This window comes from Gordonia sp. KTR9 (genome assembly GCF_000143885.2).
Classification (GTDB): domain Bacteria; phylum Actinomycetota; class Actinomycetes; order Mycobacteriales; family Mycobacteriaceae; genus Gordonia.
In genome coordinates, this window is record NC_018581.1 from 3789855 (window position 1) to 3801849 (window position 11995).

13 protein-coding genes are annotated in these 11995 nt (G+C 68.2%); 9 read left to right on the forward strand and 4 right to left on the reverse strand.

Annotated elements, in window-relative coordinates; translation table 11 throughout:
* Window positions 1–10: 10 nt before the first annotated feature.
* Together KTR9_RS17805 and KTR9_RS17810 are read right to left on the reverse strand one after the other, a co-directional pair.
* The gene (locus KTR9_RS17805) at window positions 11–967 is read right to left on the reverse strand and encodes an electron transfer flavoprotein subunit alpha/FixB family protein (protein WP_010841352.1); all 957 of its coding nucleotides are present in this window, start codon (window positions 965–967) and stop codon (window positions 11–13) included.
* A gap of 53 nt (window positions 968–1020) precedes the next feature.
* Window positions 1021–1806, reverse strand: a complete 786-nt coding sequence (locus KTR9_RS17810) for an electron transfer flavoprotein subunit beta/FixA family protein (RefSeq protein WP_010841353.1) — start codon at window positions 1804–1806, stop codon at window positions 1021–1023.
* Window positions 1807–1991: 185 nt separating this feature from the next.
* Between KTR9_RS17810 and KTR9_RS17815 the strand changes: the two genes are divergently transcribed.
* The 3 genes from KTR9_RS17815 to KTR9_RS17825 are packed head-to-tail and all read left to right on the forward strand — an operon-like array spanning window position 1992 to window position 5785.
* Window positions 1992–2810 (forward strand): class I SAM-dependent methyltransferase, encoded by an 819-nt coding sequence (locus KTR9_RS17815; protein ID WP_014927521.1) that lies wholly within the window; start codon window positions 1992–1994, stop codon window positions 2808–2810.
* 3 nt (window positions 2811–2813) lie between these two features.
* Window positions 2814–4448 carry a 1,4-alpha-glucan branching protein domain-containing protein gene (locus KTR9_RS17820; RefSeq protein ID WP_014927522.1) on the forward strand — a complete coding sequence of 545 codons (1635 nt, stop codon included), beginning with the start codon at window positions 2814–2816 and terminating at the stop codon, window positions 4446–4448.
* Window positions 4445–5785: a glycosyltransferase family 4 protein gene (locus KTR9_RS17825; RefSeq protein WP_014927523.1), complete on the forward strand. Its 1341-nt coding sequence runs from the start codon at window positions 4445–4447 to the stop codon at window positions 5783–5785. Before KTR9_RS17820 ends, KTR9_RS17825 begins: the two co-directional genes overlap by 4 nt.
* An 80-nt stretch (window positions 5786–5865) precedes the next feature.
* Here KTR9_RS17825 and KTR9_RS17830 read toward each other — a convergent pair whose 3' ends face one another.
* Entirely contained in the window at window positions 5866–6612 is a 747-nt protein-coding gene (locus KTR9_RS17830; RefSeq protein WP_010841357.1) for an acyltransferase, read from the reverse strand.
* Between the two features lie 129 nt (window positions 6613–6741).
* Here KTR9_RS17830 and KTR9_RS17835 point away from each other — a divergent pair, with 129 nt between their 5' ends.
* Window positions 6742–8079 (forward strand): outer membrane protein assembly factor BamB family protein, encoded by a 1338-nt coding sequence (locus KTR9_RS17835; RefSeq protein WP_014927524.1) that lies wholly within the window; start codon window positions 6742–6744, stop codon window positions 8077–8079.
* A 25-nt stretch (window positions 8080–8104) separates the two neighbouring features.
* Here the strand turns inward: KTR9_RS17835 and KTR9_RS17840 are convergent, their stop codons facing one another.
* Window positions 8105–9304: a THUMP-like domain-containing protein gene (locus KTR9_RS17840; protein WP_044507007.1), complete on the reverse strand. Its 1200-nt coding sequence runs from the start codon at window positions 9302–9304 to the stop codon at window positions 8105–8107.
* 5 nt (window positions 9305–9309) lie between these two features.
* On the opposite strand from KTR9_RS17840, the gene KTR9_RS17845 reads away from it, so the two are divergent.
* The 5 genes from KTR9_RS17845 to KTR9_RS17860 all read left to right on the forward strand — a co-directional run bounded on the left by KTR9_RS17845 (window position 9310) and on the right by KTR9_RS17860 (window position 11914).
* Complete coding sequence (locus KTR9_RS17845; protein ID WP_238553921.1) at window positions 9310–9954, forward strand: AAA family ATPase; 645 nt, start codon at window positions 9310–9312, stop codon at window positions 9952–9954.
* Window positions 9955–10124: 170 nt separating this feature from the next.
* Window positions 10125–10400: a hypothetical protein gene (locus KTR9_RS17850; RefSeq protein ID WP_044507010.1), complete on the forward strand. Its 276-nt coding sequence runs from the start codon at window positions 10125–10127 to the stop codon at window positions 10398–10400.
* A gap of 315 nt (window positions 10401–10715) precedes the next feature.
* Window positions 10716–11222 (forward strand): hypothetical protein, encoded by a 507-nt coding sequence (locus KTR9_RS17855; protein WP_238554162.1) that lies wholly within the window; start codon window positions 10716–10718, stop codon window positions 11220–11222.
* 364 nt (window positions 11223–11586) lie between these two features.
* Window positions 11587–11724 carry a hypothetical protein gene (locus KTR9_RS27615; RefSeq protein ID WP_238553924.1) on the forward strand — a complete coding sequence of 46 codons (138 nt, stop codon included), beginning with the start codon at window positions 11587–11589 and terminating at the stop codon, window positions 11722–11724.
* Entirely contained in the window at window positions 11717–11914 is a 198-nt protein-coding gene (locus tag KTR9_RS17860; RefSeq protein ID WP_014927529.1) for a helix-turn-helix transcriptional regulator, read from the forward strand. Before KTR9_RS27615 ends, KTR9_RS17860 begins: the two co-directional genes overlap by 8 nt.
* Window positions 11915–11995 lie beyond the last annotated feature (81 nt).

An 11995-nucleotide genomic window follows, 5' to 3' on the forward strand; every position in this document is an offset into this window, starting at 1 on the left:
CAGCGCATGATCACTTGCGCTTCTTGACCTCTTCGGTCAGCTGCGGCGCGACGTTGAACAGGTCACCGACGATGCCGTAGTCGGCGATCTCGAAGATCGGAGCCTCTTCGTCCTTGTTGACGGCGACGATCGTCTTCGAGGTCTGCATGCCGGCGCGGTGCTGGATGGCGCCCGAGATGCCCAGGGCGACGTACAGCTGCGGCGACACGGTCTTGCCGGTCTGGCCGACCTGGAACTGGCCCGGGTAGTAGCCGGAGTCGACGGCCGCACGCGAGGCGCCCACAGCGGCACCGAGCACGTCGGCGAGTTCCTCGACGACCGAGAACTTCTCGGCGCTGCCGACACCGCGGCCACCCGAGACGACGATCGACGCCTCGGTCAGCTCCGGGCGGTCGCCGCCGACGTTCGGCTCGACCTTGGTGATCTTGACCGCACCCTCGCCCTGAGCGGGGACCTCGACGTCGACACGCTCGCCGGCGCCGGCCTGCGGAGCCGCCTCGACACCACCGGGGCGGATCGAGAAGACGGGCACGTCTCCCTTGGCCTGCGCGTCGACGGTGAAGGCGCCACCGAAGATGGAGTGGACGCCCACGCCACCCTCCTTGACGTCGACGATGTCGGCGAGGACGCCGGAGCCGAGACGCACGGCCAACCGGCCGGCGATCTCCTTGCCGTCGGCGGTCGCCGCGACCAGGATCCCGGCCGGCGAGGCCGACTCGGCGATCGAGGCCAGCACGTCGACCTGCGGGGTGATGAGGTAGTTGCCCGCGTCGTCGGACTCGGCGACGTAGACCTTTTCCGCGCCGGCCTCCTTGAGGCCGTCGAGGATGCCGTCGGCCGAGCCGGGCTTGCCGACCACGACTGCCGACGGGGTGCCGAGAGCGCGGGCGGCGGTGATGAGCTCGCTGGTGACCTTCTTCAGGGCGCCTTCGGCGTCCTGCTCCACGAGCACGAGTACTTCTGACATGGTGGTTCTCTCCTGAATGTCTGGGGGTTCGCCGGTGGTCTGCGTCGAGAAGGTCAGATGATCTTCTGGCCGACCAGGTACTCGGCGACCTTGGTGCCGCCGTCGCCTTCGTCGGTGACGCGCTCACCCGCGGTCTTCGGCGGCTTCGGGGTGTTCGCCGTCACGACCGAGCCGGCGTTCTCCAGGCCCACGTCGCTCGCCTCGACGTCGATCTCGGCGAGGGTGAGGACGGTGACTTCCTTCTTCTTGGCGGCCATGATGCCCTTGAAGGACGGGAAGCGCGGCTCGTTGATCTTCTCGTTGACGCTGACGATGGCCGGCAGGGTGGCCTCGACGTGGAAGATGCCGTCGTCGGTCTCGCGCTCGCCCTTGAGGGTCTCGCCCTCGAGGGTCAGCTTGCGCAGGTGCGTCAGGTGCGGGAGCTCGAGGTACTCGGCGATCATGGCCGGGATGGCGCCGACGCGACCGTCGGTGGCCTCGTTGCCGGCGATGACCAGCTCGACACCCTCGACCGTGCCGAGTGCCCGCGCGAGCACGTATGCGGTCTGGACCGCGTCCGAGCCGTGCATGAGGTCGTCCTTGATGTGGATCGCCTTGTCCGCACCCATCGACAGCGCCTTGCGGATGGCGTCGGTCGCGCGCTCGGGTCCCGCAGTCAGGATGGTGACTTCACCGCCGTCTGCCTCCTTGATCTTCAGCGCTTCCTCGACGGCGCGCTCGTTGATCTCGTCCAGGACGGCGTCAGCGGCTTCACGGTCCAGGGTGTAGTCGTCGTCGGACAACTTGCGCTCGGACCACGTGTCGGGAACCTGCTTGATCAGTACGACAATGTTTGTCATGGGTCTTCGTCGACCTCCTGCATCGGGTTCGGCAACTTACCGGCGGGTAAGGCCATGGGTCCCCACCACTTTAGCGTCTCCTATCCTCTCACTAAACATCGACTACCTCACACAATGCGGCGACCGTTCGCTCGCTCGGTACGACGGACCCGGTGACCGGCGGGGCATGCCCTAGTCTCTCTCAGATGACTGACGCAGACCTCGGATCGTCGCGCGGGACGGCAACCACTGGTCTCGAGGCGCTCGACACCGACGAGCAGCTCGCGCTCACCGGCGAGCGCACGGTCCCGGGGATCCCCGCCGAGAACTACTGGTTCCGGCGCCACGAGATCGCCTATCGCCACATCGCCGACCGGTGCGCGGGCCGTGACGTCCTCGAAGCCGGGTCCGGCGAGGGTTACGGCGCCGCGATGATCGCCGACGCCGGGGCGTCGTCGGTGGTCTGCGTCGACTACGACACCGTCGCGGTCGAGCACACCCGTCGCCGCTACCCCGAACTCGTCGTCCACCAGGGCAATCTCGTCGACCTCCCGCTCGACGACGCCTCGGTCGACGTGGTGGTCAACTTCCAGGTGATCGAGCACCTCTGGGATCAGCCACGTTTCGTCGCCGAGTGCCACCGCGTGCTGCGCCCCGGCGGGCTGTTGCTGATGTCGACGCCCAACCGCATCACCTTCTCCCCCGGTCGCGACACACCGCTCAACCCGTTCCACACCCGTGAGCTCGACGCGGCCGAACTCACCGACCTGCTTCTCGGCGGGGACTTCGTGGTCGACGCGATGCTGGGCGTCGTGCACGGTCCGCGGCTGCGGGCGCTCGACACCAAGTGGGGCGGTTCACTCATCGACGCCCAGATCGAGCGCGCGCTCGCCGGCGAGCCGTGGCCGGACGAGCTGACCGCGGATGTCGCCGGCGTGGTCGCCGAGGACTTCGAGGTCGTCGACTCGGGCGAGTGCGACATCGACGCCTCCCTCGACCTGTTCGCGGTCGCGTTGCGGGGCTGAGGGGTGGCCACCGGTACCGCGCCCGTTCCCGGCCAGTTCACGCTGGTCCTGCATTCGCATCTGCCGTGGCTGGCCAATCACGGCCGCTGGCCGGTCGGCGAGGAGTGGCTGTATCAGTCGTGGGCGGCGTCGTATCTGCCGTTGGTCGACATGCTCGAGCGTCTGGCCGCCGACGGCTTCACCGATCAGCTCTCCCTGGGCATCACGCCGGTACTGGCCGCGCAGCTCGACGACCCGCACTGCGCGTCGTCGATGTACGAGTGGCTCGCGGACTGGCAACTGCGGGCCACCCAGGCCGCGATGTCCCGGGACGCCGACCGTGCGGCGGCCGGACGCCGCGAGTACCTCGACGCCCAGCGCGCTCTCGACACCTTCGCGAGCCGATGGCGTCACGGTGCGTCGCCGCTGATCCGCGGGCTGGCCTCGAGCGGCGTCGCCGAGATCCTGGGCGGTCCGCTCGCCCACCCGTTCGCGCCGCTGCTCGATCCGCGATTACGCCGCTTCTCGCTCGATGAGGGGCTCGCGGACGCGCACGCGCGCTGGGGTCTCGACCCGTCCGGCATCTGGGCGCCCGAATGTGCCTTCGCGCCGGGGATGGAGACCGAGTACGACCGCGCGGGCGTGCGTCACTTCCTGGTCGACGGACCGGCATTGCAGGGCGACACCGCGCTCGGGCGCCCCGTCGGTGATGCCGCCGTCATCGCCTACGGGCGTGACCTGACGGTGAGTTACCGCGTCTGGTCACCCAAGTCGGGCTATCCGGGCCACGCCGCCTACCGCGACTTCCACACGTACGACCACGAGACCGGGCTCAAGCGGTTCCGCGTCACCGGCCGGACCGTGTCGGGCGAGGACAAGAAGCCCTATGACCCGGCACGGGTCGACGCGGTCCTCGACCGGCACGTCGAGGACTTCGTCGCGCACGTGCGCACCCGCCTCGTCGACGAGTCCGACCGGATCGGCCGCCCGGCGCTGGTCGTCGCGGCGTTCGACACCGAGCTGTTCGGCCACTGGTGGCACGAGGGGCCGGTCTGGCTCGAACGCGTGCTCCGCCGCCTGCCCGAGGTCGGGGTCACCGTCGGAACACTCGCGGGCGCGACACGAGCCGGGTTCGTCGGTGCACCGTTCGACCTTCCCCGGTCGTCGTGGGGGTCGGGCAAGGACTGGCGGGTGTGGAACGGCCCGGCCGTGCAACACCTGGTCGACCTGAACGCCGAGGTCACCGAGACGGCCCTCGACGCCGTCGCCAAGCTGCGGCACCGGGGCGGCGAGCGCAGTCGCGTGGCCGATCAGATCGTGCGGGAGGCGCTGCTGACCGTGTCGTCGGACTGGCCGTTCATGGTGTCGAAGGACACTGCCGCGCAGTACGCTGTGTCGCGAGCTCACACGCATGCGCACGCCACCCGCGAGATCAGCGACGCGGCGATGCGAGGCCGCGACGACGCTGCCGAGACGCTCGCCGCGAACTGGTCGCGCGCCGACAATCTGTTCCCCGCTCTCGATGCGCGCCGTCTGCAGACCACGCTGACCGCCGACGGGATCGGCACCGAGACCGGCGATGCCGGAACCGGCGCCGAGACCGGCCGTCCAGCGGACATCGGCCCAGGGGGGATCGACACCGAGGGGGAAATCGGATGAGGGTGTTGTTCGTGTCGTGGGAGTACCCGCCGGTGGTGGTGGGCGGACTCGGCCGGCACGTGCATCACCTGGCGACCGAGATGGCGGCCGCGGGTCACGACGTGGTGGTCCTGACGCGTCGACCGTCGGGAACCGATGCGGTCAGTCATCCCACGACGGACACCGTCGTCGAGGGTGTGCGCGTCGTGGCGGTCGCCGAGGATCCGCCGGAGTTCGAATTCGGGCAGGACATGATGGCCTGGACGCTCGCGATGGGGCATGCGTTCGTTCGGGCGGGGCTGCGGATTCTGCACGGCGCCGGGAGCGGAGCGAGCGGGCCGGATCCACACGGCGCCGGGAGCGAAGCGAGCGGGCCGAATCTGCACGGCGCCGGGAGCGGATCGGCATCGCGGTGGGTGCCCGACGTGGTGCACGCGCATGATTGGCTGGTCGCCCATCCCTCCATCGCACTGGCCGAATTCTTCGATGTGCCTTTGGTTTCCACGATCCACGCGACCGAGGCGGGGCGGCACAGCGGCTGGGTGAGCGGCCGGACGAACCGTCAGGTGCATTCGGTGGAGTGGTGGCTGGTGTCGGAGTCCGATGCTCTCATCACGTGTTCGGCGTCGATGCGCGACGAGGTGAACCGGTTGTTCGGGTACGACGCCGCCGACATCACGGTGATCCACAACGGCATCGACATCCGGACGTGGCCGTTCGCCGAGCGTCCGCGGACGGGCGGACCGGCCGAGTTGTTGTTCGCGGGACGGCTCGAATACGAGAAGGGCGTGCAGGATCTGCTGGCCGCGCTCCCCCGTATCCGGCGCAGCCATCCGGGTACGACGCTGACCGTCGCCGGTGACGGCACCCAGCGAGACTGGCTGATGGAGCAGGCGCGCAGGCACCGGGTCAGCAAGGCGGTGACCTTCGTCGGCCCGGTCGACCACGGTGAGCTGGTGACGCTGATGCACCGATGCGACGCCATCGTTCTGCCCAGCCGATACGAGCCGTTCGGGATCGTGGCGCTGGAGGCGGCGGCGACCGGCGCGCCGCTGATCGTGTCGACCGCGGGCGGTCTGGGTGAGGCGGTCCGCGAGCCCGACACCGGACTGACCTTCGAGCCTGCCGATGTCGCCGGTCTGGCGGCAGCGGTCCGTGCGACCCTGTCCGATCCGGGCGCGGCGGCGCAACGGGCGCTGCGGGCCCGGGCGCGGCTCACCGCGGAGTTCTCCTGGGCCGAGGTCGCCGAGCGGACCGCGAGCGTGCACCTCGCGGCGAAGCGTCGGGTCCGGCATGCAATCGGACGTCCCGACATTCCCGAACGTCCTCTGCCGGAACGGGACCCGGGCCAGGCGTAGCCCTTCGAGGCTCGCTTCGCTCGCACCTCAGGGAACGGGCAGGCCGCACACCCGGAGCCTGCGGAGGGCGTCACGAAGGGTCACTCCCGTTCGGCCGCGGCCTTCTTTCGTTCGATGTCGGCGAGGGCGCGTTCGAGTTCGGCGCGCTCGGCCGCGTTCGACGCCCAGTCGTCCATCCGGTTCTTGACCACCCGGGCGGGCGCGCCGACCGCGATGGCGTAGTCGGGGATCACGCCCTTGACCACCGCGTGCGAGCCGAGCACGCATCCGCGGCCGACGATGGTGTTGCGCAGGACCGACACCTTGGCCGCGACCCAGGTGTCCGGGCCGATCCGAACCGGGCCCTTCACGATGCCCTGGTCTTTGATCGGCAGCGTGATGTCGTCCATCTTGTGGTCGAAGTCGCAGATGTAGCACCAGTCGGCGATGAGGGTGGACCCGCCGATCTCGAGGTCGAGGTAGGAGTTGACCACGTTGTTGCAGCCGAAGACGGTCTTGTCGCCGATGCGGAGGCTGCCTTCGTGACAGCGGATGGAGTTGCCGTCGCCGATGTGTACCCAGCGCCCGATCTCCATGCGGGCGAGTTCCGGTGTCGCGTGGATCTCGACATTGCGCCCGAGGAACACCATGCCCCGCAGCACGATGTGCGGATTGGCCAGGCGGAATCGGGCGAGACGGTAGTAGCGCACGAGGTACCACGGTGTGTACGCGCGATTGCGTTTCACCCAGCGCAGCGAATCGAGGGTGAGGAAACGCGCCTGGTCGGGGTCGCGGCGTCGGCCTGCGCGCCGGCGGGACCGGTACGAGGCATTCCACATGGTGGTCATGACGAGAAACCCTAATCGACGCGATTTTCGCGCACGATAGGCTCACTGCTGGCACGTCGGGTGCCGGTTCGATGGCATGTCCGGTGCCTTGGTTCGACGACGACTCCGGACACGACGACGAGGAGCAGGATGGCTTTCGCACGACCGCAGGTGTCTCGACGCCGCCGATCTGCGCTGACCCGCCTGCTCGTCGCGCTCACGGCCGTGTGCTCGCTGGTCCTCGCCGCCTGCTCGGACGGCCACATCGATGTGCGTTCCGTCCCGAGCGTCGGCTGGCCCAGTTACGGCGGTGTCCCGGGGAACGCCAACTTCGCGTATGCCGATGTGCCGGAAGATCTGACGCTGAGCTGGACACGCCCGACCGGGGGTCCGGTCACCGCGCCGGTGACCATCTCGGGCAAGGGCAACGTGGGTGTGACGTCCAATGCGGCCGAGGGTTGCAACGTCCTCGTGCTCGACAGCCGGTCGGGACGGAAGAACTTCTGCAAGGACATGCGCGCCGGTGTCGAGATCAGCGCGATGCTCGTCGACCAGTACGACCAGCCCTATCTCGGTGAGGAGACGACCTTCCTCGCCTTCAACGCCGGCGGCGCCATCCGTTGGCGCGCGGGCGTGATCGGCGTGCCGCTCTCGGCGAAGTTCGCGGCCCCCAGCGCGGTGCTGGTCGTCACCACCCAGGGACAGATCCTGCTGATCGACACCCAGCGCAACGAACTCCTCGCTCCCGAGGTGAACCTGCGCGATGACGCCGATCCCGCGCAGCCGCTCCGTGGCTTCGGAGACTGCGTGCGCAACGGGCCGCAGTGCGCGATTCCCGCTCCCGCCGCCGTCGACACCGAACGAGAACGTTTCTACCTCAACTTCTTTCCCGAAGGCGCCGCGACCTCACAGATCCGCGCCATGAAATACGGCGAGGTCGCCGGCGCGCGCGAGGTCCGCACCGCCTGGCAGGCCGACGTCCCGAGCGGCGTCGTCGGGACCCCGACGCTGTCAGCCGACGGCGCGACCGTCTACGCATTCTCACGCGACGGCAAGATCGTCGCGCTGAACGCCGAGGACGGATCGACGCGGTGGACCTACGACATCGGCGGGCACGGTTTTGCGACGATGACCGTCTCACCGGACGGCCTGATCATCCCCACCGGCTCACTGGGCGCCCCGCTGACCCTGCTGCGCGACCAGGGCGACCGAGCCGAACAGGTCTGGCAGCGTACCGATCTGGCGACGGTGAGCCTGTCGGCGCTGACCCAGCAGCAGACCGCGTGGACGGTGGCGCGCGATCCGGGCAAGGACACCCTGTCCCTGGTCGAGGTGTCCACCGCCGACGGCGCGACGAAACGCACTCTCCCGCTGCCTGAATCGCGCGGCTTCGCGACCGGGGTCGCGGTGTCCTACTCCGGACAGATCGCCACCGCGACCAACCTCGGAGAGGTCTACTTCTTCGACAGCAAGGCCAACCTCGAATAGTCGCCGGTAGACCGGCGAAAGCGGTCTAGAACCGGACTCCCGGCTCACAGATGAACGCGACGCCCTTGCGTCCGATCCGGGTCAGCACCACCGACAGCGAGCGGGAGCCCCTGGGCTTGAGCTTCTTTCGCAGCCGATCGGGGTCGACGTCGAGTCCGCGGACAAGGATCTCGAGCGAGCCGCAGTCCAGCGCGGCGAGCGCCTTGCGGAGCGACTTCTCGGTCACCCCCGTCTGCTCGATCACCCGGAATCCGCGCGCTCCTTCGGGGACGGAAGTGCCGGTCAGGTAAGCGATCTGCGGATCGAGCTGCCATAGTCCGAACCGGTGGGCGTAGTGCCTGACCAGCCCCGCCCGCACGATCGCCCCGTCCGGGTCGACGATCCATTCCCCGACCTCACCGGCGGGCACGTCGTCGTCTTCGCGATCGGTGATCTCGACCTCGGCGACCGTACCGTCAGGCCTGGTCCGCAGGACGGTGGCCCGGCGACCGGGCTCCACACCCGGCCCCGACCACAGGCACGCCTCCCGCACGCCGCCGTCGAGCGAGGTGACCTGGACCTCGCCGTCGAAGCCGAAGCGGTTCCGCAGCATCTGATGATCCAGTCCGGGAGCGCATTTCACGATCATCAGGCGGCCCGGATAGGTGGTCAGCAGCTCGAAGAGCGGTGGCGTCAGCTGATCGAGCCGGAAGGTCCGGCCCGCGTCCGACCGCCGTGCCGGGTCCGCGAGGAGCACGTCCGCGGTCGATGTCGGGGTGAGCGCATCCGCGATCAGCAACGTGGCGTCGGGCACGTTCGCCCGCGCCATCGCGAGCCGGACCCGATCGATGTCGCTGCCGATGACACCACGAATACCGCTGACAAGCACCAGCTCTCGAAGTTCCGCGCCGATCGAGCAGGTCAGGTCGTGCACCACCGACCCCGGGAATCGTCCCGCGACCTCGGCGGCGCGGTACGCGGCGACCACCGACGCGGTCGCCTGCTGTCCGGCGTCGTCGGTGAGCAAGAGGCCATCGGCGTCACGCAGCTTCGAGCGCGCTCGCCGGCGGCACCGCACCGTCTCGATGAGCGCGGCATCGTGCGGCGCGTACCGGCTGCGGACCTCGGTGATGTCGGACAGCATGGTCGACGGGGTGAGATCGAGTCCGGACACCGTCTCGAGCGCCTTCTCACCGTGCCGCGACCGCAGGAACGCGACGTCGTCGAGACTGAAGGAGTAGCCCATGATGCTTGCAGGCTACCGTCGGGCTCACGGCCGCGGTCACACACCATCTGGGCGACGTCCGACACATCTGCGACGATGGCGATGTGAACGTCCACGACGACCTGCCGCACCCGCCGCGTCGGATCGCGGTGGCGGGCGTGTCCGGGGTCGGCAAGACGACCACCGCGCGTCGCATCGCCGCGGTCGTCGACGTCCCGCACGTCGAGATCGACGCGCTGCACCACGGACCCGGCTGGACTCGCAGACCCGAATTCCTCGACGACGTACGGACATTCATCGACGAGGGCGCCTGGGTGACCGAGTGGCAGTACGGCGACGCGCGACCACTGATCGCCGAGAACGCCGACATCATGGTCTGGCTCGACCTCCCGTATTGGACGACGACGTTCCCCCGCGTCGTCCGACGCACGATCCGCCGCCGTGTTCGCCGGGAACCGCTGTGGAACGGCAACACCGAGCCGCCGATGAGGACCATCCTCACCGACCCCGAACACATCATCCGATGGTCGGTGAGCCACCGGCACACGTATGCAGAACGGGTACCGCGTCTCCGCAACACCCATCCCGACCTGCGGATCGTCCGGCTGCGAACACAGTCCGAGGTCGACGCCTGGATCGCCGGGCCGCTCGCCAGGGCCCGGCGGACCTGACGGGGTTCCGCCTACTGCGGCTTCACACCCGTCACCACGACTTTGTAGAAGAATCCCGTCCTGCGGGTTTGCTTCATACGGTGGCGTTGGTTGGTTAGCATTCGTGCAGCTTATTTGCGTTGGCTAGCGCTGGGGCGAGTTGGGACTACTGCGGGCGCTACGCTCGATTCATGGCTGAATGGGCGTGTCACTGGGTCAAGGGCGACACATACGAGATCGTCAACAACCTTGGCCGGACGGCCACAGGTGTGCGTCTCTCCACCCACGGTCCGATGGTTGCGGCGGGGACTCGTGACTGGTCGCGGGAGTACGGCGACATCGAGGCCGGTCGCGCGATTTCACAGAAGTTCAAGACTGGGATGGGCCGCCGCAGAGAGCAAGCGTTCGTTCTCGTCGAGTGGAACGACGACAAAGGGCGACACTCCCAGGAGATACCCTTCGACTAAGTTGCGACGGGCTCCGACAGTAACTCGCCCGGACGACAGCGCTGTGTCGGGTACGCCCGATATGATCCGCTGATGTCACAGGCCCCTCCCCCTTGGCCGTCCACTCCTGGATGGCACCGCGACCCCGAGAACCCCGCAATGCTGCGGTGGTGGGACGGGTACCAGTGGACAGCCAACCGGCATCCGGTGCAGCCACCAACGGCACCCCTCCCGCCGTATCCACCAGCCCCGAAGTCGAGCGCCGCGAAGCCGCTCCTGATCATCGGCGGGTCACTCCTCGCGTTCTTCGTGCTTGTGGGGTCGTGCACTGCGCTCGTGTCAGCTGGAGGTAGTAGCAGCACCTCCTCGTCGTCCTCGTCGCGGACCTACGAACCGCCGCCGAACACGACTGCAGCAGCGGCCGCGTCGCGGTCCGCGGCGGCCGAGCGCCAGCGTCGCGACCAAGAGCGGCAACGCCTGACGAACAAGGCGTCCTACCGAACGGTCTCTTCTCGCGACTGGCAGCTCGTTGCGAAGAATCCAGACGCGCACAAGGGAGAGCTCTACGTAGTCTATGGACGCGTCGTCCAGGCGGACGCGGCGACCGGGACGTTCCAGATCCGAGTCAACACCGACGGGCAACAAGTCGGCGTCTACGACTTCGACATCAACACGATCGTGACTGCCGGCCTGGCATCGTTCAAAGAGGTGGTCGAAGACGACCTCGTGGCGTTGTGGGTGGGCGTCACCGGGTCGGAGACCTATGACACAACCATGGGCGGTTCTGTCACAGCACCGAAGGTCGAGGCCAATATCGTCGAGGTCTACGGCAACGCCGGGTAGCTCCGCGACACGGATGAAAGCGCCCCCACCCGTGATGAGTGGGGCTTTGTTCGTTGAGCGGTGACCGCCCCGAACTACTTTGTCAACACTGTTGCACTTTGTCAGCACGGTTGCTGTAGTTGAGATACAACACCAGCGAAGAGGTGAGCATGGACCCACCAAGTTGGACCGAGATCATCGGACTCCTAACCATCCTTCTGGGATGGGCGGAATTCTTCCGGAGGATCTCAGAGGCCCGAAAGTCCGAGAAGCCGCGCAAGCGGAAGAAGGGCAAGTAGGGAGGATGGCCCCGGGGCAGCCGGGGCCATCCGCCACCCAGTGTCCCACTATATGGAGGGTCCGAGAAGCCATGAACAAACAGAACATGACGAGCGTGACCGTGTTCGCGATCGGCGCCGCAGCGCTAGCGGTGACGCAACAGCCGGCCGCGGTGTGGTTGGCGTTCGGGACCGCGGCGCTGGCCACGCTGATCGTCGCGACGAGGCAGCGGCGTCATGCCTGAGCCCGAACGGTTCATGGCGGCGTCGGAGGTGGCCGAGTGGTTGAGTATCGATCGCTCGGCCATCAGCCGGTACAAGATGCCCGAACCGGATGCGCTAATCGGGAAGACGCGAGGGTGGCGGCGCGAGACCATCGAGCGATGGAACGCGGAGCGGCCGGGTCGAGGTGCGCGCACCGACTTACACGACTAGGCGGGGGCTAGCCGCCCCGTGTCGGGCGGGCAGCCGGACGTTGCGATGATGCGAACGGACCGGACATCCATCTGACCGAAC

Bases quoted from the DNA above. Each gene is read 5' to 3' on its own strand.
- KTR9_RS17825 (WP_014927523.1), top strand. From the start codon at position 4,445: ATGAGGGTGTTGTTCGTGTCGTGGGAGTACCCGCCGGTGGTGGTGGGC.
- KTR9_RS17850 (WP_044507010.1), top strand. From the start codon at position 10,125: ATGGCTGAATGGGCGTGTCACTGGGTCAAGGGCGACACATACGAGATC.
- KTR9_RS27615 (WP_238553924.1), top strand. From the start codon at position 11,587: ATGACGAGCGTGACCGTGTTCGCGATCGGCGCCGCAGCGCTAGCGGTG.
- KTR9_RS17835 (WP_014927524.1), top strand. From the start codon at position 6,742: ATGGCTTTCGCACGACCGCAGGTGTCTCGACGCCGCCGATCTGCGCTG.
- KTR9_RS17815 (WP_014927521.1), top strand. From the start codon at position 1,992: ATGACTGACGCAGACCTCGGATCGTCGCGCGGGACGGCAACCACTGGT.
- KTR9_RS17840 (WP_044507007.1), bottom strand. From the start codon at position 9,304: ATGGGCTACTCCTTCAGTCTCGACGACGTCGCGTTCCTGCGGTCGCGG.
- KTR9_RS17860 (WP_014927529.1), top strand. From the start codon at position 11,717: ATGCCTGAGCCCGAACGGTTCATGGCGGCGTCGGAGGTGGCCGAGTGG.
- KTR9_RS17810 (WP_010841353.1), bottom strand. From the start codon at position 1,806: ATGACAAACATTGTCGTACTGATCAAGCAGGTTCCCGACACGTGGTCC.
- KTR9_RS17805 (WP_010841352.1), bottom strand. From the start codon at position 967: ATGTCAGAAGTACTCGTGCTCGTGGAGCAGGACGCCGAAGGCGCCCTG.
- KTR9_RS17830 (WP_010841357.1), bottom strand. From the start codon at position 6,612: ATGACCACCATGTGGAATGCCTCGTACCGGTCCCGCCGGCGCGCAGGC.